Raw genomic sequence first — 22,263 nt, 5'->3', positions numbered from 1 at the left:
ACTCGCACGCATGCCACCCGCTGCTCGTGCCCGTGCGGATGGGGAGACGCGCCGTGCTGCTTGGATGCCATCGTCCGGCTGGGCTCGATCGGATGAGCCCGCTCAAGCGTTGCGCCTCAAGCCCGCCGCGCCGCCCAGCTGAACCCGCCCCACAGCACCAGCCAGGCGGCGGTGCGAAAGCCCATGGCGGCCACGCTCTCGCGCGCGACGGTGCCGGGCTGCGCCAGGTACAGCCAGACGATGAAGGCCAGCATCAGCGCATTCAGCACAAGGATCGTGGCGGCGCCGCGCCGCCCCTTGCGCGCGTCGAACCAGCCCCGCACGCCGGTGGACAGGTAGGCCGCGCCCATCGCCGTGTTGAACGCCAGCAGCGGCAGATACACCACGTAGCCCGGATCGGCACCGAGCAGCACGCGGACCCCGGCAAACAGCGTGGCCACGCCGAACACGCCAGCGATGATCGCCAGCACGCGCCGCAGGCTAGAAGGCGGGAGGGCCATGGCAGCCATCTTGCCAGCCGCATCCCCACCTGTACCGGCAGGGACATTGCGGCCGGCGGCGGGATCAGGCGGTCAAGGCGTGCTCGCGCACCGCCCAGGTCCACGCGGGCGGCGCCGGGTGGAACCAGGCCAGGTCGGAGCGCAGACGGACCACGTCGCCGACCACGATCAGCGCGGGCGCGGCGACGCGGTGCTGTGCCGCCAGTGCCGGCAGCCCACCCAGTGCTCCTTCGACCACTCGCTGGCGCGAAGTAGTGGCCTGCTCCACCAGCGCGGCCGGGGTGGTGGCTGGCAAGCCATGCGCCATGAGTTCGCGGCAGATCGTGTCCAGCCGCGCCAGGCCCATGTAGATCACGACGGTCTGGTGCGGCCGGGCCAGCGCAGCCCAGTCGGGATCCTCGCCGCCTTCGCGGCAGTGGCCAGTGGCGAACACCACGCTGGTGGCCAAGCCGCGGTGCGTGAGCGGAATGCCGCCATAGCTGGCCATGCCCTGGGCTGAGGTGATGCCCGGCACGACCTCGAACTCGATGCCGGCCTCGGCCAGCGCGAGCGCCTCCTCGGCCCCGCGGCCGAACACGTAGGGATCGCCGCCCTTGAGCCGCACCACGTCGTTGCCCTCGCCGGCCAGACGCACCAGCAGGGCGTTGATCTCCTCCTGCGGCATCGAATGCTTGCGGCTGCGCTTGCCCACGCAGATGCGCCGCGCCTGCACCGGCAGCAAGGCGAGCACGCCCTCGCCCACCAGGTGGTCGTACAGCACCACCCGCGCGTTCGCCAGCAGGCGTGCCGCCTTGAGCGTGAGCAAGTCCGCATCGCCGGGCCCCCCGCCCACCAGCCAGACCTTGCCGGGCATGCCCGCGGCAGCGCGCCGCATGGGTGACACCACGGCTTCGTGTTCGATCGTCATGGATTCATCGTCGCCGCGCAGCGCCGCCGCAGCCTTGAACCAAATCAAGGACGCGCACAGGGTTGCTCCGGATCATCCGTCGCAGCCAAGAGCAACCCCAAAGGAGAAAAGCCATGCCCTCACGCGCATTCCGCGCGGCCGTCCTCGCCCTCGCCGCAGCCGCGGCGGCGGGCACGGTGGCGCAGCAGCAAACCGCGGCCGCTCCGGACGACGGTCACAAGCAGGTGACCCCCGCCGAGCAGACCTACCAGCAAGGCACTTCGCCGCTGGCCCAGGAGCCGATGTACCAGAGCACCAACCCGAAGGCGCCGCCGATGACGCAGGCCGAGTTCGACCTCGGCCGCAAGATCTACTTCGAGCGCTGCGCCGGCTGCCACGGCGTGCTGCGCAAGGGCGCCACCGGCAAGCCGCTCACGCCGGACATCACGCTCGCCAAGGGCACCGAGTACCTCAAGATCTTCATCGGCTACGGCTCGCCGGCCGGCATGCCCAACTGGCTGACCTCGGGCGAGATGGACGCGAAGACCGTCGACGTGATGGCGCGCTACATCCAGCAGGACCCTCCCCAGCCGCCGGAATTCGGCATGGCGCAGATGAAGGAAACCTGGAAGGTCATCGTGCCGCCGGAGCAGCGGCCGAAGAAGAAGATGAACGACTACAGGATCGACAACATCTTCTCCACCACGCTGCGCGACACCGGCGAGGTGGCGCTGATCGACGGCGACACCAAGAAGATCATCAACATCGTCAAGACCGGGTACGCGGTGCACATCTCGCGCACCTCGGCCTCCGGCCGCTACCTGTTCGTGATCGGGCGTGACGCCAAGATCAACATGATCGACCTGTGGATGCCCAAGCCGGACAACGTGGCCGAGCTGCGCATCGGGCTGGAGGCGCGTTCCGTCGAAACCAGCAAGTACAAGGGCTACGAGGACAAGCTGGCGATCGCCGGCGCCTACTGGCCGCCCCAGTACGTGATCATGAAGGGCGACACGCTCGAGCCGCTCAAGATCGTCGGCACCCGGGGCATGACGGTGGGCACGCAGGAATACCACCCCGAGCCGCGCGTGGCCTCCATCGTCGGCAGCCACTTCAAGCCCGAGTTCGTGGTCAACGTCAAGGAGACCGGCAAGACCCTGCTGGTGGACTACAGCAACATCGACGCGCTCAAGGTCACCGAGATCGGCAGCGCGCCCTTCCTGCACGACGGTGGCCTGGACGCCAGCAAGCGCTACTTCATGGTGGCGGCCAACCAGAGCAACAAGATCGCCGCGATGGACCTTAAGGATGGCAAGCTGGCCGCGATCACCGAGGTCGGCAAGATCCCGCACCCCGGCCGCGGCGCCAACTTCACGCACCCGAAGTACGGCCCGGTGTGGTCCACCGGCCACCTCGGCGACGAGACGATCTCGCTGATCGGCACCGATCCGGTGAAGCACAAGGCCAACGCCTGGAAGGTGGTGCAGACCCTCAAGGGCCAGGGCGGCGGTTCGCTGTTCCTCAAGAGCCATCCGAAGTCCAGGCACCTGTACGTAGACACGCCGCTGAACCCCGATCCCAAGATCTCGCAGACGCTGGCGGTGTTCGACATCGACAACCTGGACAAGGGCTACCAGGTGCTGCCGGTGGCCGAGTGGGCCGGCATCAAGGACGGCGGCGCCATGCGCGTGCTGCAGCCCGAGTTCAACAAGGCCGGCGACGAGGTCTGGCTGTCGGTGTGGTCCGCCAAGGACAAGCAGTCGGCCATCGTCGTGATCGACGACAAGACGCTCAAGCCCAAGGCCGTGATCAAGGACCCGCGCCTGGTCACGCCCACCGGCCACTTCAACGTGCACAACACCCAGCACGACGTCTATTGATTCGTACCCTCACGGAGACTCACGCATGAAAAAGCAACTGATGCTGCTGGCGCTGGCCACCGCCTTCTCGGCCGGCGCCTGGGCCAACCCCGAGGCCGCCATGAACAAGGCCGGCTGCATGGCCTGCCACGCCAAGGACAAGAAGCTGGTCGGCCCGGCGTTCAAGGACATCGCGGCCAAGTACAAGGGCCAGGACGTCGTCGCCAAGCTGATGGACAAGGTCCGCAAGGGCGGCAGCGGCAGCTTCGGCCCGGTGCCGATGGCCCCCAACACGCCGGCGCAGATCAACGACGCCGACCTGAAGGCCGCCGTCGAGTTCATCCTCAAGAGCTGATGCCATGAAAGCCGCGTCGTTCGCGCTCTGCCTGTCCGCTGCGCTCGTCGCCGCGGCGCAGGCCGAGCCGGCGCCCGACGCGGCCCGCCAGCGCGAGCTGGTGCGCCTGGTGCGGCAGGACTGCGGGTCCTGCCACGGCATGCGCCTGACCGGCGGCCTGGGCCCTGCGCTCGATGCGCAGCGCCTGGCCGACTGGCCGCTCGATTCGCTGGTGGCCACGATCTACAAGGGCCGCCCCGGCACGCCGATGCCGGGGTGGTCTGCCCTCTTGTCCGAAGCCGACGCGACCTGGATCGCGCAGCAGCTGCGGCAAGGTTTTCCGACGGAGTCACGATGAAGCGGCGCACGCTGCTCGCCGCCGGCGGCAGCGCCCTGCTGGCCGGCTGTGCTTCCTGGCCGGGCCGTGCCCCAAGCGCCGGCACCGGCGACCTGGGCGTGGTGGTCGCCCGCGCCACCGGCCAGCTCGCGGTGGTCAACACCACCGAGCGCCGCATCCTGGGCCAGATCGACGGCCTGGGCGACCTCTCGCATGCCAGCGTGGTCTATGCACGCGACGGCGCCCATGCCTTCGTGTTCGGCCGCGACGGCGGCATGACGCAGGTGCACCTGCCCAGCCGGCGCGTGCTGGCCCGCGTGATGCAGGCCGGCAACAGCATCGGCGGCGCCATCTCGCAGGACGGCTCGCTGGTGGCCGCACAGAACTACACGCCGGGCGGCGTTCGCGTGTTCGATGCGCGAACCCTCGCTCCAGTGGCCGACATCCCCGCCACCTATACGGCGGCCGACGGCTCGCTCAAGCGCTCGCGCGTGGTCGGCCTGGCCGACCTGCCGGGGCGGCGCTTCGTCTTCAGCCTGTTCGACGCCGACCAGGTCTGGGTGGCCGACCTCGCCGATCCGGCGCAGCCGAGGATCACCAAGTTCGAGGGCATCGGCCGCCAGCCCTACGACGCGCTGCTCACGCCCGACGGCCGCCACTACCTGGCCGGCCTGTTCGGCGAGGACGGCCTGGCGATGATCGATTTCTGGGCGCCGCAACCGCGCGCGCGCCGCATCCTGTCCGGCTACGGGCGGGGCCAGCAGCCGCTGCCCGTGTACAAGATGCCGCACCTGCGCGGCTGGGCGGTGGCCGGTCGCCACGCCTGGCTGCCGGCGATCGGCCGGCACGAGTTGCTGGTGGTGGACACCACCACCTGGGAGGAAGTGGCGCGGGTGCCGGTCGCCGGCCAGCCGGTCTTCGTGATGGCGCGCCCCGACGGCCGCCAGGTCTGGGTCAACTTCGCCGTGCCCGACTACCACAAGGTGCAGGTGGTCGACACCGTCAGCCGCCAGGTGGTGCGCACGCTGGAGCCGGGCAAGGCGGTGCTGCACATGGAATTCACGCCGCGCAGCGAAGCCGTCTGGATCAGCTCGCGCGACGCCAACCGCGTGAGCGTGGTCGACACGGCCAGCTTCGAGACGCTGGCCCGGCTGCCGGTGGAGCAGCCCAGCGGCATCTTCTTCACGTCGCGCGCCGCGCGCATCGGGTTGTAAGGGCAGGCCATGGTGCGCCCGGTGGTCCTGCAAGGCGCGTCGCTGCAACTGCTCAACGGCTTGCAGCGCGATTTCCCGCTCGAGCCGCAGCCCTTCCTCGCGGTCGGCCGGCAGCTCGGGCTGCCGGAGGCCAGCGTGCTGGAGCGGCTGCGCAACCTGCGCGAGCGTGGCGTGCTGGGGCGCATCGGTGCCGTGTGGAACGCCGGCGCCGGCGGCGCGGCAGCGCTGTGCGCGCTGGCGGTGCCGCCGGCGCGACTGGCCGAGGTCGCACAAGCGGTCAGCGACGAGCCCGGCGTCAACCACAACTACGAGCGCGAGCACGACTGGAACCTCTGGTACGTGATGACGGGTGTCGACGCCCGCCGCGTGCGCGAGACCGCCACCCGGCTGGCGCAGCAGGCCGGCGTGCCGTCCCTGTTCCTGCCCATGGTGCGGGCCTATCGCATCGACCTCGGATTCGACCTGTCGGGCACACATGCGCCGGCGTTGGCGGCACCGTTCGTGCAGCCGCGCAGCACGCCAGTCGCACCGGCCGAACGGCCGCTGGCCGCACTGGCCGAACAGGGTTTGGCGCTGGTGCCGCGGCCTTACGACCTGTGGGCGGCCGAGCTCGGCTGGACCACCGGCGCGGTGCTCACCACCCTGCGGCGCTGGCAGGCCGGCGCCACCCTGCGCCGGTTCGGTGCCGTGGTGCGGCACCACGAAGCCGGGTTCGGTGCCAATGCCATGACCGTGGTGCAGGCGCCGCCGGCCCAGGTCGATTCGCTGGGCGCGGCGCTGGCGGCCCAGCCGGGCGTCACGCTCGCCTACCAGCGCGTGCCCGACACCGGCTGGCCCTACAACCTGTACTTCATGGTGCACGGCCGGGAACGCGCGGCCGTGCAGGCCCTGGTCGCGCAGGCGCTGGAACGCACCGGTGCCCGGCGCTACCCGCACGCCACCCTGTTCAGCGGCCGCCGCTTCAAGCAGACCGGCGGGCGCTACTTCACCGACGCGGCGCCCGTCGCCTGCCCCGCCTGATGGACGCGACGCCGCTCTATGACCTTTCCCCGGCGCTGCGCCTGGCGCTGATGGGCCTGACGCTGGCCGCCGGCCCGCTGGCCTGGGTCTGGGTGCGCCACGCCGGCACCAGCCCGGCCCGCCGGCTGCGCGCGCTGACGCTGCTCACCCTGTTCCTCACCTTCGACCTGGTGGTGTTCGGCGCCTTCACGCGGCTGACCGACTCCGGCCTGGGCTGCCCCGACTGGCCGGGCTGCTACGGCAACGCCAGCCCCACGGGCGCGCACGCCGAGATCGCCGCCGCGCAGGCCGACATGCCGACCGGTCCCGTCACGCACACCAAGGCCTGGATCGAGATGGTCCACCGCTACCTGGCCACCACCGTCGGCGTGCTGATCACCGCGCTGGCCCTCGGCACCTGGTCTCAGCGCCGGCGCGGCGTGGCGGTGCACCCGGCCTGGGCGATCGCCACCTTCGCCTGGGTCTGCGTGCAAGGCGCCTTCGGCGCACTCACGGTGACCATGAAGCTGTTCCCCGCCATCGTGACGCTGCACCTGCTGGGCGGCGTGCTGCTGCTGGTGCTGCTGCGCCGGCAGGCGGCCGACTACGCCTTCGCGCTGGACGGGCACGCGCCAGCACGCATCGGCATCGCCACCCGCCGCCTGCTCTGGGCCGGGTTCGCGTTGCTGTGGCTGCAGGTGGCCCTGGGCGGCTGGGTCAGCACCAACTACGCGGTGCTGGCCTGCAGCGACTTCCCGCAATGCCAGGGCAGCTGGTGGCCGGCCATGGACCTGCCGCAAGGCTTCGAGTTGTGGCGCGAGCTGGGCCTGACTGCGACCGGCCAGCCGATCGACTTCGCCGCCCTCACCGCCATCCACTACGTGCACCGGCTCGCGGCCTATCTCGTGCTCACCGTGCTCGGCCTGCTGGCCTGGCGGCTGCACCGCGAAGGCGTGCATCGGCCGGCGCGCTGGATGGGCGCGCTGCTGCTGGCTCAGCTGCTCACCGGACTGTCCAACATCGTGCTCGGCTGGCCGCTGCTTGCGGCGGTCGCCCACACCGGCGGCGCCGCCGCGCTGCTGGTGGTGATGACGGGTGTGCTGTGCGAGACGCGGGCGGCGGCCCTCCCGCGGGCGCGCAGCGCCAGCGGCAACACCGTGGAGGCCACCGCATGAACGCGTTCGATGTCCACGCCCATTCCGACCGCATCGACGCGGCGCTGATCGACCACTTGCACGAGGGCTTCCCCTTGGGCGACCGGCCCTTCGCCGAGGTGGGCGCGGCGCTGGACCTGAGCGAGGAGGAGGTGCTGGAGCGGCTGCGCAAGCTGCTGGCCACCGGCGTGCTCACCCGCTTCGGGCCGCTCTACCAGATCGAGAAGGCCGGCGGCGCCTACCTGCTGGCCGCGCTGGAGGCGCCGGCCGGCCGCTTCGACGAGATCGCCGCGCAGGTCAATGCGCACGTGCAGGTGGCGCACAACTACCGGCGCGGCCACCGGCTGAACATGTGGTTCGTGGTGGCCGCCGAATCGCAGGCCGCAGTGGACCAGTGCGTGAACGCGATCGAGGCCGAGACCGGGCTGCGGGTGCACCGCTTCGTGCGCGAGCGCGAGTACCGGGTCGAGCTGCGCCTGCGGGCGCTGGCGCCGGAGGCGTCGTGAAAACCGCGCTGACCCCCTTCGAGCGCCAGCTCATCGCCGCCACCCAGGGCGGCCTGCCGCTGGTTCCGGAGCCCTACGAGGCGGTGGGCGCGCTGCTCGGCGCGAGCGCCCGCGAGGTGCAGGACACGCTGGCCTCGCTGATCGAGCGCGGCGTCATCCGCCGCATCGGCGCGGTGCCCAACCATTACCGGCTCGGCTACGTCGCCAACGGCATGACGGTCTGGGACGTGGACGACGAGCGCGTCGACGAACTGGGCGAGCGCATCGCCCGGCTGCCCGGCGTGACCCACTGCTACCGCCGCAGCCGGGCCCTGCCCGACTGGCCCTACAACCTGTTCGTGATGCTGCACGGACGCACGCGCGCCGAGGTCGAGCGCCAGGCGCTGACGGTGCGCGACCTGCTGGGCGACGCCTGCCGCGACCGCGCCATCCTGTACAGCACCCAGCTGCTGAAGAAGACCGGCGTCCGCCTGCCCGGGGGCGCCCCTAAGGAGTAACCGCGCATGCTGCGCATTTCCCAATACCTGCGCGAAGTGGCCGAGGCCGAGCGCACCGGCCGCTATCCCTCGCCTCCGCCCGCGCGCAGCCGCGGCCCGGTTCGGCCGGTGGTGATCTGGAACCTGACCCGCCGCTGCAACCTGACCTGCAAGCACTGCTACGCACTGTCGGCCGACCACGCCTATCCCGGCGAGCTGGACGAAGCGCAGATGCTGGCGGCCCTCGAGGACCTGGAGGCCTACGGCGTGCCGGCGCTGATCCTCTCCGGCGGCGAGCCGCTGCTGTCGCCCCACCTGTGGCCGGTGGCGCGGCGCGCGCGCGAGCTGGGCTTCCACCTGGGCCTGTCCACCAACGGTACGCTGATCGACGCTGCGATGGCCGGCCGCATTGCAGCCCATGGCTTCGACTACGTGGGGATCAGCCTGGACGGCCTGCGCGACACGCACGACCGTTTCCGCCGCCTGCCGGGCGCCTTCGACAGCTCGCTGGCCGCATTGCGCCTGTTGCGCGAGCGCGGCGTGAACATCGGCATGCGCTACACGCTGACGGCCATGAATGCGCACGACCTGCCCGCGCTGCTCGACCTGATGAAGCAGGAGCGCGTCGGCAAGTTCTACTTCTCGCACCTGAACTATGCCGGCCGCGGCAACATCCATCGTGCCCGGGATGCGCAGTTCGCCGCTACCCGCTCCGCCATGGACCTGCTGCTGGAAACGGCGTGGCAGGCCGCGGCCCGCGGCGAAGCGGCCGACTTCGTCAGCGGCAACAACGATGCGGACGCGGTCTACCTGCTGCGCTGGGTGCAGGACAAGTGGCCGCGCTGGGCGCCGGCGCTGCGCGAGCGGCTGGTGGCCTGGGGCGGCAATGCCTCCGGCGTGGCGGTGGCCAACATCGACAACCTGGGCCACGTGCACCCGGACACCATGTGGTGGCACCACGACCTGGGCTGCGTGCGCGAGCGCCCGTTCTCCGCCATCTGGGAAGACCGCAGCGATGCGCTGATGGACGGCCTCAAGCGCCGGCCGCGGCCGCTGGAGGGCCGCTGCGCCGCCTGCCCGCAGGCCGACATCTGCGGCGGCAACACCCGCGTGCGGGCGCAGCAGCTCACCGGCAATCCATGGGCGGAGGATCCGGGCTGCTACCTCGACGACGATGAGCTCGGCATCGCGAGCGAAAGGGTCGACCATGCACTGGTGTAGGGCCCACGCCCGAAGCGCCTTCCGTTCCGCGGTGGCCGCTGGCCTGCTCCTGCTGGCGCATGCGATTGCAGGCGCGCAATCCACCGTCCCCGATGCCGCGGCGCTGTACCGCGCGAACTGCGCGTCCTGCCACGGCGAGCAGCGCCTGGGCGGCATGGGTCCCGCCCTGCTGCCCCAGAGCCTGGAGCGGCTCAAGCCGGCCGAGGCCACGCAGGTGATCCGCGAGGGCCGTCCCGCCACCCAGATGCCGGGCTTCGGGCAGCAGTTGTCCAGGGACGAAGTGGCGGCGCTGGCAGCGTGGATCTACACGCCGGTGCAGCCGGCGCCGCGCTGGGAGGAGGCCGACATCCGCGCCTCCCGGGTGTGGAACCCCGAATCGGCGACCTGGCCGGCCAAGCCGCGCTGGAGCGGGGACCCGATGAACCTGTTCGTGGTGGTGGAAGGCGGCGACCACCACGTCTCGCTGGTCGATGGCGACCGCATGGAGGCCATCCATCGCTTCCCGTCCCGCTACGCGTTGCACGGCGGGCCCAAGTTCACGCCGGACGGCCGCTACGTGTTCTTCGGCTCGCGCGACGGCTGGATCACCAAGTACGACCTGTGGAACCTGGCCGTGGTGGCCGAGGTGCGCGCCGGGCTGAACATGCGCAACGTCGCCGTCAGCAGCGACGGCCGCTGGGTGCTGGCGGCCAACTACCTGCCACATTCGCTGGCGCTGTTCGACGCCGACCTGAACCTGGTGCGCACCTACGCGGCGGCCAGCCTCGACGGCCAGCACAGCTCGCGCGTGTCGGCGGTCTACGACGCCGCGCCGCGCCGCAGCTTCGTGGTCGCGCTCAAGGACATACCGGAGCTGTGGGAGATCTCGTACGACGAGAAGGCGCCCCCGGTCTTCGACGGCCTGGTGCACGACTTCCGCATGGGCGAGGGCCTGGCCAAGCCCGGCTTCCTGGGTGTGCGTCGCACCCCGCTGGAAGAGCCCCTGGACGACTTCTTCTTCGACCCGGCGTACCGGCACGCGATCGGCGCCGCGCGCCCCAAGCCCGGGCAGCCGGGCTTTGGCCAGGTGGTCAACCTGGACGCACGGCGGCGCATCGCGCAACTGCCGCTGGGCGCCATGCCGCACCTGGGGTCGGGCATCACCTTCGCCTGGAACGGCACCCGCGTGCTGGCCACGCCCGACCTCAAGGAAGGCCTGGTGACGGTGATCGACATGGACGGCTGGAAGCCGGTCAAGCGCATCGCCATCCCCGGCCCGGGCTTCTTCATGCGCAGCCACGAGAAGACGCCCTACGCCTGGGTCGATTCCATGATGAGCCCGGCGCGCGACACGCTGACCGTGATCGACAAGCGCACGCTGGAGCCGGTCGCCGCGCTGCGGCCGGAGCCGGGCAGGACGGTGTCGCACATCGAGTTCACCCGCGACGGCCGCTACGCGCTGGCCAGCCTGTGGGAGCGCGAGGGCGCCGTGATCGTCTACGACGCCGCGACGCTGAAGGAAGTCAAGCGCCTGCCCATGAGCAAGCCGGTGGGCAAGTACAACGTGGGCAACAAGGTGGGGCGTTCGGAGGGAACGTCGCACTGACGGCGCCCCCGGCCCGCCGGCGCGGCGGCGGCATCCATCCCTTCGTCATTCCCGCGGAGACAGGAATCCAGGGCGTGCGCATGCTGCGCCGAGGCCGGCTCCCCCGGGGGGTCAACCCTGCGCCTGCAAGGCCGCGCGCACCCGCTGCAGGCGCTCGCGCGCCTCATCGGCGACGCCCCTCACGCCGGGGTTGCTGGTGAGCTGGACCATCATCTGGGGATCCAGGAAGCCCACCGACACGCGGCCGCCGTCCAGTTGCCGCAGTGTCACGTTGCAGGGCAGCAGCAAGCCGATCTCCGGCTCGGCCTGCAGCGCCTGGTGCGCCAGTGGCGGGTTGCAGGCGCCCAGGATGCGATAGGCGGGCATGTCCTCGCCCAGCTTCTCCTTCATCGCCTTCTGTACGTCGATGTCGCTGAGCACCCCGAAGCCCTCCGTCTTCAGGGCGGCGAGCACCTTGTCGAGCGCCTGTTCGAAAGGGCCGGAGATCTCGACATGGAATCCGTACATGGTCAGTGGTCCTCGATAAGTGGGCGCCGGAGTGGCCCGGCGCCGGGATGCCCGTTACCGGGCGGAACGCCGGCGGCGCGACGCCGCCGGTGCTGCGTTGGCTGCGAACAGCCGGTGCTCGACCGCGGTCCGCTCCTGCTGGCGGGCGATGTTGCCGCACACCAGGTCGCACAAGGCGTACACGGCCGGGTCGGCAATGCTGTAGTAGACCGCGGTCCCCCGGCTTTCGCGCTGGACCAGCCCCTGCTGCATCAGGAAGGACAGGTGGCGCGACACGTTGGCTGAGGTGTAGCCGGTCGCCTGGGCCAGCTCGCCCACGTTGTGCTCGCCGCTGCGCAGCAGGTTGAGGATGTGCAGCCGGGTCGGCTCGGAGAGCGCCCGGAAGTAGGCGGCAACCCGCTCCAGGGCCTGCGGGGGGAGGTTTTCCATGGTGAAGCACCCATCACATTGGCGGCGGGAATCATGCCCCAGGCGGTCCTGTCGGCCGTCGCCGGAGCCTTGAAATTCCCAACCGCTTGCATATTTAGCTACTTGCGCAAATAATACATCAACGATGGATCGCCTGCACGCCATGACCCGCCCTCTCCTGAGCAAGACCCGCCGGGCCGGCTCCGCCCTGGCCGTGTTGCCGCTGGCCGCAGTCCTGTTCCTGGCGCCGGCCTGGGCTGGCGATGCCGCGCCGGCCCGGCCTGCGCCGCTCGCAACCGCCAGCGTCGCCAGCGAGGGCGAGGCCGGCCGCAGCGCCTACGACGGCGTGGTGGAGGCGGTGCGCCAGACCGTCATCGCCGCCCAGGTGCCGGGCGCCATCGTCGCCCTGGAGGTCAAGGCCGGCGACCGGGTCCGGGCCGGCCAGGTGCTGGCCCGACTGGACGCGCGCGCCGCCGAACAGACGGCCGCCGCCGGCGCCGCGCAGGTGCGCGCCGCCCGCGCCGGGCTGGACGCGGCCACCCGCGAGTACGAGCGGCAACGCCAGCTGTTCGAGAAGAACTACATCAGCCAAGCGGCGCTCGACCGCGCCGAGGCGCAGTACAAGTCGGCCCAGGCCGAGGCCGCCGCCCAGCTGGCCAGCGCGGGCGCCGCGCGAACCCAGTCCGGCTTCTACGTGGTCAAGGCGCCCTACTCGGGCGTGGTGGCGGACGTGGCGGTGGTGCTGGGCGACATGGCCATGCCCGGCCGGCCGCTGCTGACCGTCTACGACCCGTCCGCCCTGCGCGTGACGGCGGCGATCCCGCAATCGGTCGCGGCGCGCATGGCGCCCGGCGCGGCGCCGGAGGTCGAGTTGCCCGGCGCCGCCGGCGGCCGCGTCCATCCGGCCGGGTGGCAACTGCTGCCGACGGTGGATCCCGCCACCCACACGCTGGAACTGCGCCTGGACCTGCCGGCCGGGCTGGGCGGCGCCGCCCCCGGGCAGTTCGCCCGGGCCTGGGTGCCGGTCGCCGGCAACGCCAAGCGGCTGTTCGTGCCGGCCCGTGCCGTGCTGCGCCGCGCCGAGCTGGTGGCGGTCTACGTGGTGGGTACCGACGGCAAGCCGCTGCTGCGGCAGGTGCGGCTGGGCGGCGCCGAGGCCGAGCGGGTCGAGGTCCTCAGCGGGCTGTCAGCCGGCGAGCGCGTGGCGCTCGACCCGCAGGCGGCAGCCCGCGTTCGCTGAGCCACGGAGGCCCGCATGAACGCTCCCCGCCTCGGCATCTCCGGCCGCATCGCCGCCTGGTTCCAGTCGGCGCAGATCACGCCGCTGCTCGCCTTGGTGGCCTTGCTGCTGGGCGCCTTCGCCGTGCTCGTCACGCCGCGCGAGGAGGAGCCGCAAATCAACGTCACCATGGCCAACGTGCTGGTCCCCTTCCCGGGGGCCTCGGTACGCGACGTCGAGCAGATGGTGGCCACCCCGGCCGAGCAGGTGCTGTCGCAGATCGCCGGCGTCGAGCACGTGATGTCGGTGTCGCGGCCCGGACTGGCGGTGATCACCGTGCAGTACGAGGTCGGGGTGCCCCGCACCGAGGCGCTGGTTCGCCTGTACGACACGGTCAACGCCAATGCCGATTGGCTTCCGCGCGGCCTGGGCGTGGGCGAGCCCCTCATCAAGCCCAAGGGCATCGACGACGTGCCGATCGTCAGCCTGACGCTGTTCGCCCGCGACCCGGCACTGGGCGCGTTCGACCTGGAGCGCGTCGCGCACAGCCTGGAAGCGGACCTCAAGCGCGTGCCCGGCACCCGCGAGGTCGACACCATCGGCGGGCCCGGCCGCGGCGTTCTGGTCGAGCTCGATCCGGCGCGCATGGCCGGCGCCGGCATCACCGTGGCCGACCTGCGCCAGTCGCTGCAATCGGCCAACCTGGGGGCGCCGCTGGGCGAGCTGCTGGGCGGCAACCGCGCGGTGGCGCTGGAGGCCGGACCCTTCCTGACGGGTGCCCGCGAGGTCGGCGAGCTGGTGGTCGGCGTGCACCAGGGGCGCCCGGTGTTCCTGCAGGAAGTGGCCACCGTGCGCGACGGGCCGCTGCCGGCGCAGCGCCACGTCTGGCACGGGATCGCCGGCGACGATGGGGGCGAATTCCCGGCCGTCACGCTCGCGGTGACCAAGAAACCGGGCGAGAACGCCATCGACGTGGCCGATGCCGTGCTGCAGCGCGTGGGCGAGCTGCGCAACACCGTGATCCCGCAGGGGGTGGAGGTGGCGCAGACGCGCAACTACGGCGCCACCGCCAACGACAAGGCGAAGAAGCTGATCCAGAAACTGCTGTTCGCCACCGCCGCGGTGGTGGCGCTGGTCTTCGTCGCGCTCGGCCGGCGCGAGGCGGCGATCGTCGGCACCGCGGTGATCCTGACGCTGACGGTGACGCTGTTCGCGTCCTGGGCCTGGGGCTTCACGCTCAACCGCGTCTCGCTGTTCGCACTGATCTTCTCCATCGGCATCCTGGTGGATGACGCCATCGTGGTGGTGGAGAACATCCATCGCCACCAGGCGCTGCACCCGGACAAGACCCTCGGGCAGCTCATTCCCGGCGCGGTGGACGAAGTCGGCGGCCCCACCATCCTGGCCACCCTGACCGTGATCGCGGCGCTGCTGCCGATGGCCTTCGTCAGCGGCCTGATGGGTCCGTACATGAGCCCGATTCCGATCAACGCCAGCATGGGGATGCTGCTGTCCCTGGCCATTGCGTTCACGGTGACGCCCTGGCTGGCCCGCCTGTGGATGAAGCACGCACCCGGCGCCCGGCACGACGAAGGCCCGACCGGGCTGTCGAAGCGGTTGGCACCGCTGTTCGACCGCGTCTTCCGGCCGCTGCTGGACGAGCGCACCGGCTCGCGCAACCGCAAGCTGCTGGGGCTCGGCGTAGCCGGCCTGATCGCGGTCTCGCTCGCCTTGCCGGCGCTCGGGCTGGTGCTGATGAAGATGCTGCCGTTCGACAACAAGTCGGAGTTCCAGGTCGTGGTGGACATGCCGGCCGGCACGCCGGTGGAACACACGGCCGGCGTGCTGCGCGAGATGGGTGCCTGGCTCGCCGGGCAGCCTGAGGTGACCGACTACCAGGCGTATGCCGGCACCGCCGCCCCGATCAACTTCAACGGGCTGGTGCGCCAGTACGACCTGCGAGCCGGCGGCGAGGTGGGCGACCTGCAGGTGAACCTGGTCGGGCACGCGCACCGCAATGAGCAGAGCCACGCCATCGCCACCCGCATGCGCCCTGAGCTGCAGGCGATCGGCCGGCGCCACGGCGCCAACGTCAAGGTGGTGGAAGTGCCGCCCGGCCCGCCCGTGCTGGCCCCGATCGTGGCCGAGATCTACGGCCCCGACGCGCAGGGACGCCGCGACGTGGCCAAGGCCGTGCGCGCCGTGTTCGAGCGGACCCCCGGCGTAGTGGACGTGGACGACAGCGGCATCGCGCCGGCGCCGCGCAAGCTGCTGCTGGTGGACCGCAGCAAGGCGGCCCGGCTGGGCGTGCCGCAGCAGGCCATCGTCGCCACGCTGCGCGCCGGTTTGGCCGGCGAACCCGCAGCCTGGCTGCACGACGCCAGCAAGTACCCGGCCGCCGCCGTGCTGCAGTTGCCGGCCGAGCGCCACGGCGACCTCGACGCGCTGCTGCAGCTGGCCGTGCGCGGCGCCGGCGGGCAGCTGGTGCCCATCCGCGAGCTGGTGACGGTGACCGACACGGTGCGCGAACAGCCCGTCTTCCACAAGGACCTGCTGCCGGTGCACTTCGTCACCGGCGACATGGCCGGTGCGGTGGACAGCCCCCTGTACGGCCTGTTCGGCATGCGCGGCGACATCGGCGCGATCCGCACGCCCAACGGCGGCGAGCTGGCCGAGTACTTCATCACCCAGCCGTCGGACAGCTATCGCGAGTACGCGATCAAGTGGGACGGCGAATGGCAGATCACCTACGAGACCTTCCGCGACATGGGCGCCGCCTATGCCGTGGGGCTGGTGCTGATCTACCTGCTGGTGGTGGCGCAGTTCGGCTCCTACCTCACGCCGCTGGTCATCATGGCGCCGATCCCGCTGACCATCGTCGGCGTGATGCCCGGGCACGCACTGCTGGGCGCGCAGTTCACCGCCACCAGCATGATCGGCATGATCGCGCTGGCCGGCATCATCGTGCGCAACTCGATCCTGCTGGTGGACTTCATCGAGCTGCAGCGCAGCCAGGGCATGCCGCTGGAGCAGGCGGTGGTGCGCTCGGCCGCCACGCGCGCGCAGCCGATCCTGCTGACCGGCCTGGCGGCCATGCTGGGCGCGTTCTTCATCCTGGACGACCCGATCTTCAACGGCCTGGCCATCTCGCTGATCTTCGGCATCCTGGTCAGCACCCTGCTGACGCTGGTGGTCATCCCGCTGCTGTATTTCGTCGCGTACCGCCGCAAGGCGGCGCAAGTCCCTCCCCTGTCCTCAACCCAAGGAGAATCCACATGAACATCAACCAGGTCGTCCGCCTGTTCGCCGGCACCGTGATCCTCGTCTCGCTGGCGCTGGGCGCGCCCGCCAGCCCGCTGTTCGCCAGCAACTGGTGGCTGGCCCTCACCGCCTTCGTCGGCTTCAACCTCGCCCAGAGCTCGCTGACCCGCTTCTGCCCGCTCGAGAAGATCCTGGTCCGGCTGGGCATCCGCCCGGGGTGCTGACATGCGCTTGCGGCCGGCGCTGACCGCGCTGGCGTTCGCCTTTGCGGCAGCGCCGGCAGCATCCACCGGACTGGTCGAGACCTGGCGCGCCGCGGCAGCCCACGATCCCGGGTTCGCAGCGGCGCGTGCCGCGCGCGAGGCCGGCCAGGCCCGCAGCCGCCAGGCCGGCGCGCTCTGGCGGCCCCAGGCGATGCTGGAGGCCGGCGCCGGCGCCGCCACCAGCGAGAACGCCATTCGCGGCGCCGGCTTCGCGGCGCCGGGGTTCGGCTCCGCGACCGGGGTCGACTTCGATACCTCGATCACGGGCGGGACCAGCACCCGCTACGGCCTCGCCGTGCGCCAGCCGCTGGTCGACCGCGAACGCGACGCCCAGCAGGAGCAGCTGCGGATCGCCTCCGGCCTGGCGGACCTGCAGTGGCACAGCGCCGAACAGGACCTCGCCCTGCGCAGCGCCGACCTGTTCTTCCAGTCGGCGCTGGCGGCCGAGCAGCTCCGGCTGCTCGGCCGGCAGGAAGACGCCGCCCTGAAGGCGCGCGTCGAGGCCCAGGACCGGTTCCGCATCGGCGACCGGCCGATCACCGACGTGCACGAGGCCACCGCGCGGGCGGCCGCGCTGCGGGCCCGGCGCCTGGCCGCCGGCAGCGAGCTGGAGGTCAGGCGCGCGCGCCTAGCCGACTTCACCGGCCGGCCGGCCGACATCCAGTTGCCCTTGCCGCGCGGCGCGCTGCCGCAGGCCGACATCGGCTCGCTCGAATCCTGGCTGGAGCGTGCAGAGCGCGAGAACCCGCAGGTGCGGATGGCCGAGGCGCAGCTGCTGCACGCCCGGCAGGAAACGCGCAAGAACGACGCCGTGCTGTCACCCAAGGTCGACCTGGTCGCGCGGCTGGGCCGCGAGCGGCTCTCGGGGAGCGGCGATTTCGGACGGGCGAGCCAGACCGGCACGCAGCACTCGATCGGCGTGCAGCTGTCGGTGCCGCTCTACACCGGCGGGATGCGCAGCGCCCGTCATGACGAATCGCTGGCCCTTGCGCAGCAGGCCAGCGCCGAGCTGGAGCAGGTGCGCCAGCAGGCCGCGCAGCAGACCCGCGCGGCCTGGCTGGACTTGCGCGTGGGCCTGGAGAAGACCGCAGCGCTCGAGGCCGGCTTGGCGGCCAGCTCCGCGCGACTGGATGCGACGCGTACAGGGGTGCAGGCCGGTGACCGGACCACGCTGGACCTGCTGAACGCCCAGAACGATGCGGCCGAGGCGGAACTCGCCCTGGTCCAGGCGCGGGTGCAGCTGATCATGCTGCGGCTGCGGCTGGCGGCGATGACAGGTGCCCTCGGCGAGGCGGACCTGGCGGCTGTGGACGGGCTTCTTGGAAGCGTGCCGGCTACTGTAGCTGGTACTGCGCCAGCTTCTTCGGGTCGCTGATCCGGATCTCGCGCCGATCGATCTCGATCAGCCCTTCCTCCTCCAGCTCGTGCAGCACGCGCGAGAAGTACTCGGGCGTCAGCGACAGGCGCGAGGCGATGGTGGCCTTGCTGACCGGCAGCGAGACGGTGACGCCGCCGTGCTTCTCGGCCGCTTCGCCGACGTCGCGCAGCAGGTAGCCGATGATGCGCTGGGCGCCGCTGCACAGGGTGTAGTCCTCCACGTCCCGGACCAGCCCATGCAGCCGGCGCGAGATGCCGGCCAGCATGCGCAGGCAGAAGCGCGGGTCGTTCTCGATCTCGGACATCACCGCCGCCTTGGACACGCTGAGCACGAGCGCATCGGTCAGCGCCTGCGCGGTCACGATGTAGGGCCGGCCGGTGAACATCAGGGCCTCGGCGAAAGTGCCGCCCGGGCCGATGATCTCGATCACCTTCTCCTGGCCGTTGGACGAGAGCGCGAACAGCTTGACCTGCCCCATCACCGTGACGTGGAACTCCTCGCACGGATCGCCCACCCGGAAGATGGTCTGGCCGCGGTTGAACCGGCGCAGCGTGCAGCCGGCGGCCAGCCGTGCCAGCTCGGTCGGCGCCACGTCATGGAACAGCGGGAGGGCCGAGAGGTAGCGCGGCAGGTCGAAAGCGGGTCGGCTCGGTTGGTCCATCGCGGCGGCTTCCACGGGCCGGCCATGCGCGTCCCGTAGTGCAAAGTTTGCGTCCCTGACGTTTGGTCAGTTTGCGCTCGGTCAAACCGGCTGCACGGCCGGCGCGAAGGCGTCCGAGAAGCAGGCCTGCTCGTCCAAGCCGCGCGCCAGGAAGGCCTGCACGGCCGTATCCACCATGCGCACCGAACCGCAGACATAGACCTCGTGCGTACCCAGGTCCGGGAAGTCGGCCAGCAAGGCCTGGTGCACCAGGCCGGTGCGGCCGGTCCAGCCGTCCTCGGGCTGGGGTTCGGATACCACCGGGATCACGTGGAAGTCCGGGTGCTCGACCTGCCACTGCAGGGCCTGGTCGAGCAGGTACAGATCCTGCGGCCGGCGCACGCCCCAGTACAGGTGCATGGGCCGCCGCAGGCCCTGGTAGAAGGCGTGTTCCACGATGCTCTTGACGGGCGCGAAGCCGGTGGCGCCGGCCACGAAGAGCAGCGGCCGGTCGCTGTCCTTCAGCTGGAACTGGCCCAGCGGCCCTTCGAAGTCGAGCAGGTCACCCGGCTTCATCGCCTCGAACACGTGGGTGGTGAAGCGGCCGCCCGGCACCAGCCGCACGTGCAGTTCGATGCGGTCGTTGCGGTGTGGCGGGTTGGCGAAGGAGAACGCGCGCCGTCCGCCGTCGTCCAGCACGATGTTGATGTACTGGCCCGCGGCGAAGGGCACCGGCCCGCCTTCCGGGTCGAGCCAGATGCGCATCACGTCCGGCGCGAGCCGCTCCATCTGCAGCACCCGGCCACGGCGGGCCGACAGCGGCTTGGCTCCTTCCACCGCGCGCTCGACCTGGATGCACAGGTCCTCGCGCGCCGTCGCGCAGCACATCAGCGCCTTGCCCTGGGCCTTCATCGCATCGGGCAGCGCCGATTTCTGCGACGGCCGGTGCTCCACCGAGCCCTGCTCCACCGTGCACAGGCACAGCCCGCAGGCGCCGTTGCGGCACTCGTAGGGGAGCGCCAGGCCTTCGCGCAAGCCGGCGTCGAGCAGCGTTTCGCCGGCGCGCACCTTCACGTGCGCCGACGAGCCACCGGCGTCCAGCACCACCATGGCATGGTCGGCCTGCTGGCCGCCGGCCGGCCTCAGCAGCCAGGGCAGGGCCACCATCAGCAGCGTGGCGGCCATTGTGAGTGCCCACACCTCGGCGTGCGAACCCTGCGCCATCGAGGGCAGCAAGGCCAGGTAGAACCAGTCCAGCTTCACCTGGGCCACCGCGGTCGAGAGGTCGGCCGCCCCGCCCTGGCTGAGCACCGGCTGCAGCAGCGCCAGCACCAGCAGCGCGGCGACCGAGCCGATGGCGATCGGCTTGGGCGGCGTGGTGCGCGCGCGCGGCACGCGCTGCACGTGCACCCACATCAGCAGCAGCACCACCAGTGGCAGCCCGATGTGCAGGAAGGACAGCAGCGAGAAGAAGCGATCGCTCACGCTCGTGCTGTAGATGAAGTTGCGCATCAGCGTGCCCTGGAAGCTGGGCAGCCACTCCAGCCATTCGAAGCTGGTGGTGATGACGAACTGGGCCAGGCGGTCCCAGGGCAGCATGTAGCCGTTGATGCCGGAGGCATAGACGCCCCAGATCAGCACCACGCCGGTGATCCAGGAGAACCAGCGATAGCCGTTGAAGCGCTCGAAGGCAAAGTGCCGCAGCAGGTGCAGCAGCATGGTCACCACCAGCGCGTCGGACGCGTAGCGGTGCAGGCTGCGCAGGATGCCACCGGCATACCACTGGCCGTGGGTGATGGCCTCGACCGAATCGTGGGCGGCGCCCACGCCGGTCTCGAAGAAGGCGTACAGGTACAGGCCGCTGGCCGCCACCACCCAGAACAGGTGGAAGGTCAGCGAGCCGAGGTGATACAGCGGGTTGATGCGATCGCCGAAGGCGGCGTCGAACAGACCCTCCACACGCAGGAACAGCCAGCGCAGCGCGGCCTGGAGTTTTCGCATCAGTTCACCGCCTCCAGCGCCGCCGAGGGCGCACCGGCGCCGCGCATGGCGCGCAGCACCACCACCACGAACAGCAGGCCGCCGACGATGGCGACCGCCCCGCCCAGTCCCATCAGGCCCATGCCGGCGATCTCACCGGTGGAGCGCAGCACCTGCTCGGCGCCGGCCACCTTGCGCTGCACGCCGTAGCCACCGGACCAGACCAGGCCGACGATGTGCATCAGTTGGCCGATGCCGTAGACCCAAGGCTGCGCCGTGGCCAACCGGCCCTGCGGCGCGGCATAGCCCAGCGAGGGCAGCACCCGGTACACCACGCCCATGAGTGCCAGCGTCACGCCGACGATGCAGCCGTGGTAGTGGGCCGGGATGCGCACGTTGCTGCCGGCGATGAACACGCCGATCAGCCCGCCGGCGCCGAACAGCAGCACCGAGGACAGCAGCGCGGCGCGCCACGGCCGGGCCTCGCGCGGCAGCGGCGGCGCGGACAGCAGGCCGACCACGGCCGCCAGCGCCACCGGCAGGATGGCCGGCCCGCCGCCCACCCGCATCGCCCAGGTCAGGATGGCGCGGTGCTCCACCGAGGCCACGTCGTAGGCCAGGTAGGCGACCGGGGTGGCGAACACCGCCGCCAGCGCCAGCCAGAACATCAGCACGGTCACGCGCGGGCTGAGCGGTAGCCGCGCGCCGCAGGCGCCGGCCAGCCACAGCCAGGCGACCAGCATCAGCAGGGTCCAGGTGAACTGCAGCGCATGGCCGCCGCCCCAGAACAGGATCTCGTAGTAGGCCTTGCCTTCCAGCTCGGTCGGCACCACCGCCCAGGACCAGGCGAAGGCCAGCAGCGCCACGGCCGTGGCCACCGCCGCCGCATTGAGCCCGAAGCCGAGCGCGCCGGCGGCGTCCAGCCGCGCGCCCGTGCCGCGGGCCTGCAGCAGCGTGCGGCCCACCAGCAGCGCCGCCCCGGCACCGAACAGCAGGAGCCCGCCCACGAACAGCGGCGCCGTCAGCATCGGGATGTAGTTGGCCATGATGGGCTCGCCGGCCCCGGTGAAGGGCGCCAGCGCCATGGCGGCGGTGCCGGCAGCGGCGAGGCCCAGCGCGGCGCGGGCCCAGCCAAAGGCGCGCGGCGCGGCCACCAGGCTCCACAGCATCCCGGCCAGCGAGACGAACCACACCAGCACCGACAGGTCCACGTGCGCCACCAGCGCCACGTGGAAGAAGTCGGCGGCCGGCAGCAGCCGGTTGACGCCCGGCGTGCGCGAGACCACCAGCAGGATGGAGAACAGCCCGGAGCCGACCAGCGAGGCCATGCCCAGCCAGAGCCAGCCGCGCGCCAGCGCCAGGCGCGCATCGGCCGGGACCGGCAGGCTGTAGCGGGTGCGGCCTTCGGAAGCGCAGTCACGGTGGCCGCGAACAGGAAGATCCAAGGTAGTCATATCAGTTCTCGATCAGCGCGCCGCGTTCGATCGCGTACGGCCCGGTCCAGTGCCACCGCGGAACCGGCTTTGCCGGGCCGCT

The 22,263-nt window shown here is 71.4% G+C and carries 21 protein-coding genes; 14 read left to right on the top strand and 7 right to left on the bottom strand.

Annotated features, from left to right (window positions below; translation table 11 throughout):
* Nucleotides 1–116: 116 nt before the first annotated feature.
* Together VEC03_RS16755 and cobA are read right to left on the bottom strand one after the other, a co-directional pair.
* Nucleotides 117–500: a hypothetical protein gene (locus VEC03_RS16755; protein ID WP_324917683.1), complete on the bottom strand. Its 384-nt coding sequence runs from the start codon at nucleotides 498–500 to the stop codon at nucleotides 117–119.
* 64 nt (nucleotides 501–564) lie between these two features.
* A complete protein-coding gene (gene cobA, locus VEC03_RS16750) occupies nucleotides 565–1,407 on the bottom strand; it encodes a uroporphyrinogen-III C-methyltransferase (RefSeq protein WP_324917680.1) in 843 nt (280 codons plus the stop codon).
* Between the two features lie 113 nt (nucleotides 1,408–1,520).
* Between cobA and VEC03_RS16745 the strand changes: the two genes are divergently transcribed.
* The 10 genes from VEC03_RS16745 to VEC03_RS16700 are packed head-to-tail and all read left to right on the top strand — an operon-like array spanning nucleotide 1,521 to nucleotide 11,071.
* Nucleotides 1,521–3,266 carry a cytochrome D1 domain-containing protein gene (locus VEC03_RS16745; protein WP_324917677.1) on the top strand — a complete coding sequence of 582 codons (1,746 nt, stop codon included), beginning with the start codon at nucleotides 1,521–1,523 and terminating at the stop codon, nucleotides 3,264–3,266.
* Between the two features lie 25 nt (nucleotides 3,267–3,291).
* Complete coding sequence (locus tag VEC03_RS16740; RefSeq protein ID WP_324917674.1) at nucleotides 3,292–3,600, top strand: c-type cytochrome; 309 nt, start codon at nucleotides 3,292–3,294, stop codon at nucleotides 3,598–3,600.
* Between the two features lie 4 nt (nucleotides 3,601–3,604).
* Complete coding sequence (locus VEC03_RS16735) at nucleotides 3,605–3,937, top strand: cytochrome c (protein ID WP_324917671.1); 333 nt, start codon at nucleotides 3,605–3,607, stop codon at nucleotides 3,935–3,937.
* A complete protein-coding gene (locus tag VEC03_RS16730) occupies nucleotides 3,934–5,130 on the top strand; it encodes a cytochrome D1 domain-containing protein (protein ID WP_324917668.1) in 1,197 nt (398 codons plus the stop codon). Before VEC03_RS16735 ends, VEC03_RS16730 begins: the two co-directional genes overlap by 4 nt.
* 21 nt (nucleotides 5,131–5,151) lie before the next feature.
* A complete protein-coding gene (locus VEC03_RS16725) occupies nucleotides 5,152–6,150 on the top strand; it encodes an Lrp/AsnC family transcriptional regulator (RefSeq protein WP_324917665.1) in 999 nt (332 codons plus the stop codon).
* The gene (locus tag VEC03_RS16720; RefSeq protein WP_324917662.1) at nucleotides 6,150–7,304 is read left to right on the top strand and encodes a COX15/CtaA family protein; all 1,155 of its coding nucleotides are present in this window, start codon (nucleotides 6,150–6,152) and stop codon (nucleotides 7,302–7,304) included. The genes VEC03_RS16725 and VEC03_RS16720 overlap by 1 nt, the downstream gene beginning before the upstream one ends.
* Nucleotides 7,301–7,789, top strand: coding sequence for an Lrp/AsnC family transcriptional regulator (locus tag VEC03_RS16715; RefSeq protein WP_324917659.1), 489 nt, complete (start codon nucleotides 7,301–7,303; stop codon nucleotides 7,787–7,789). Before VEC03_RS16720 ends, VEC03_RS16715 begins: the two co-directional genes overlap by 4 nt.
* Nucleotides 7,786–8,286 carry an Lrp/AsnC family transcriptional regulator gene (locus VEC03_RS16710; RefSeq protein WP_324917656.1) on the top strand — a complete coding sequence of 167 codons (501 nt, stop codon included), beginning with the start codon at nucleotides 7,786–7,788 and terminating at the stop codon, nucleotides 8,284–8,286. The genes VEC03_RS16715 and VEC03_RS16710 overlap by 4 nt, the downstream gene beginning before the upstream one ends.
* A gap of 6 nt (nucleotides 8,287–8,292) precedes the next feature.
* Nucleotides 8,293–9,486, top strand: a complete 1,194-nt coding sequence (nirJ, locus tag VEC03_RS16705) for a heme d1 biosynthesis radical SAM protein NirJ (RefSeq protein ID WP_324917654.1) — start codon at nucleotides 8,293–8,295, stop codon at nucleotides 9,484–9,486.
* Nucleotides 9,473–11,071, top strand: coding sequence for a cytochrome D1 domain-containing protein (locus VEC03_RS16700; RefSeq protein ID WP_324917651.1), 1,599 nt, complete (start codon nucleotides 9,473–9,475; stop codon nucleotides 11,069–11,071). Before nirJ ends, VEC03_RS16700 begins: the two co-directional genes overlap by 14 nt.
* 111 nt (nucleotides 11,072–11,182) lie before the next feature.
* Here the strand turns inward: VEC03_RS16700 and VEC03_RS16695 are convergent, their stop codons facing one another.
* On the bottom strand, nucleotides 11,183–11,578 hold the full coding sequence (locus VEC03_RS16695; protein WP_324917649.1) for a DUF302 domain-containing protein: 396 nt from the start codon (nucleotides 11,576–11,578) through the stop codon (nucleotides 11,183–11,185).
* A 54-nt stretch (nucleotides 11,579–11,632) separates the two neighbouring features.
* Nucleotides 11,633–12,007, bottom strand: a complete 375-nt coding sequence (locus tag VEC03_RS16690) for a metalloregulator ArsR/SmtB family transcription factor (protein WP_324917646.1) — start codon at nucleotides 12,005–12,007, stop codon at nucleotides 11,633–11,635.
* Between the two features lie 142 nt (nucleotides 12,008–12,149).
* Here VEC03_RS16690 and VEC03_RS16685 point away from each other — a divergent pair, with 142 nt between their 5' ends.
* The 4 genes from VEC03_RS16685 to VEC03_RS16670 are packed head-to-tail and all read left to right on the top strand — an operon-like array spanning nucleotide 12,150 to nucleotide 18,104.
* The gene (locus VEC03_RS16685; RefSeq protein ID WP_324917644.1) at nucleotides 12,150–13,226 is read left to right on the top strand and encodes an efflux RND transporter periplasmic adaptor subunit; all 1,077 of its coding nucleotides are present in this window, start codon (nucleotides 12,150–12,152) and stop codon (nucleotides 13,224–13,226) included.
* Between the two features lie 15 nt (nucleotides 13,227–13,241).
* Entirely contained in the window at nucleotides 13,242–16,484 is a 3,243-nt protein-coding gene (locus VEC03_RS16680; protein ID WP_324917641.1) for an efflux RND transporter permease subunit, read from the top strand.
* Nucleotides 16,481–16,690 (top strand): DUF2892 domain-containing protein, encoded by a 210-nt coding sequence (locus tag VEC03_RS16675; protein WP_324917638.1) that lies wholly within the window; start codon nucleotides 16,481–16,483, stop codon nucleotides 16,688–16,690. Before VEC03_RS16680 ends, VEC03_RS16675 begins: the two co-directional genes overlap by 4 nt.
* Before the next feature lies 1 nt (nucleotide 16,691).
* Entirely contained in the window at nucleotides 16,692–18,104 is a 1,413-nt protein-coding gene (locus VEC03_RS16670; RefSeq protein WP_324917635.1) for a TolC family outer membrane protein, read from the top strand.
* Here the strand turns inward: VEC03_RS16670 and VEC03_RS16665 are convergent.
* From VEC03_RS16665 to VEC03_RS16655, 3 genes are all read right to left on the bottom strand, one after another.
* Nucleotides 18,064–18,768 (bottom strand): Crp/Fnr family transcriptional regulator, encoded by a 705-nt coding sequence (locus tag VEC03_RS16665; RefSeq protein ID WP_324917632.1) that lies wholly within the window; start codon nucleotides 18,766–18,768, stop codon nucleotides 18,064–18,066. The genes VEC03_RS16670 and VEC03_RS16665 overlap by 41 nt on opposite strands.
* An 81-nt stretch (nucleotides 18,769–18,849) precedes the next feature.
* Nucleotides 18,850–20,748, bottom strand: a complete 1,899-nt coding sequence (locus tag VEC03_RS16660) for a 2Fe-2S iron-sulfur cluster-binding protein (protein WP_324917629.1) — start codon at nucleotides 20,746–20,748, stop codon at nucleotides 18,850–18,852.
* A complete protein-coding gene (locus tag VEC03_RS16655) occupies nucleotides 20,748–22,172 on the bottom strand; it encodes a cbb3-type cytochrome c oxidase subunit I (protein WP_324917626.1) in 1,425 nt (474 codons plus the stop codon). Before VEC03_RS16655 ends, VEC03_RS16660 begins: the two co-directional genes overlap by 1 nt.
* Nucleotides 22,173–22,263: the final 91 nt, after the last annotated feature.

The sequence above is a fragment of the Ramlibacter sp. genome, from assembly GCF_035627355.1.
In the GTDB taxonomy this organism is placed as follows: domain Bacteria; phylum Pseudomonadota; class Gammaproteobacteria; order Burkholderiales; family Burkholderiaceae_C; genus Ramlibacter.
This window is presented reverse-complemented; position numbering and strand designations above follow the sequence as displayed.

Excerpts from the sequence above, each read along its gene's own strand:
- VEC03_RS16670 (WP_324917635.1), top strand. The coding sequence starts at position 16,692 with ATGCGCTTGCGGCCGGCGCTGACCGCGCTGGCGTTCGCCTTTGCGGCA.
- VEC03_RS16700 (WP_324917651.1), top strand. The coding sequence starts at position 9,473 with ATGCACTGGTGTAGGGCCCACGCCCGAAGCGCCTTCCGTTCCGCGGTG.
- VEC03_RS16715 (WP_324917659.1), top strand. The coding sequence starts at position 7,301 with ATGAACGCGTTCGATGTCCACGCCCATTCCGACCGCATCGACGCGGCG.
- VEC03_RS16665 (WP_324917632.1), bottom strand. The coding sequence starts at position 18,768 with ATGGACCAACCGAGCCGACCCGCTTTCGACCTGCCGCGCTACCTCTCG.
- VEC03_RS16690 (WP_324917646.1), bottom strand. The coding sequence starts at position 12,007 with ATGGAAAACCTCCCCCCGCAGGCCCTGGAGCGGGTTGCCGCCTACTTC.
- VEC03_RS16660 (WP_324917629.1), bottom strand. The coding sequence starts at position 20,748 with ATGCGAAAACTCCAGGCCGCGCTGCGCTGGCTGTTCCTGCGTGTGGAG.
- VEC03_RS16680 (WP_324917641.1), top strand. The coding sequence starts at position 13,242 with ATGAACGCTCCCCGCCTCGGCATCTCCGGCCGCATCGCCGCCTGGTTC.
- VEC03_RS16675 (WP_324917638.1), top strand. The coding sequence starts at position 16,481 with ATGAACATCAACCAGGTCGTCCGCCTGTTCGCCGGCACCGTGATCCTC.
- VEC03_RS16730 (WP_324917668.1), top strand. The coding sequence starts at position 3,934 with ATGAAGCGGCGCACGCTGCTCGCCGCCGGCGGCAGCGCCCTGCTGGCC.
- VEC03_RS16720 (WP_324917662.1), top strand. The coding sequence starts at position 6,150 with ATGGACGCGACGCCGCTCTATGACCTTTCCCCGGCGCTGCGCCTGGCG.
- VEC03_RS16745 (WP_324917677.1), top strand. The coding sequence starts at position 1,521 with ATGCCCTCACGCGCATTCCGCGCGGCCGTCCTCGCCCTCGCCGCAGCC.
- VEC03_RS16735 (WP_324917671.1), top strand. The coding sequence starts at position 3,605 with ATGAAAGCCGCGTCGTTCGCGCTCTGCCTGTCCGCTGCGCTCGTCGCC.
- VEC03_RS16685 (WP_324917644.1), top strand. The coding sequence starts at position 12,150 with ATGACCCGCCCTCTCCTGAGCAAGACCCGCCGGGCCGGCTCCGCCCTG.
- nirJ (WP_324917654.1), top strand. The coding sequence starts at position 8,293 with ATGCTGCGCATTTCCCAATACCTGCGCGAAGTGGCCGAGGCCGAGCGC.
- VEC03_RS16695 (WP_324917649.1), bottom strand. The coding sequence starts at position 11,578 with ATGTACGGATTCCATGTCGAGATCTCCGGCCCTTTCGAACAGGCGCTC.
- cobA (WP_324917680.1), bottom strand. The coding sequence starts at position 1,407 with ATGACGATCGAACACGAAGCCGTGGTGTCACCCATGCGGCGCGCTGCC.
- VEC03_RS16755 (WP_324917683.1), bottom strand. The coding sequence starts at position 500 with ATGGCCCTCCCGCCTTCTAGCCTGCGGCGCGTGCTGGCGATCATCGCT.
- VEC03_RS16740 (WP_324917674.1), top strand. The coding sequence starts at position 3,292 with ATGAAAAAGCAACTGATGCTGCTGGCGCTGGCCACCGCCTTCTCGGCC.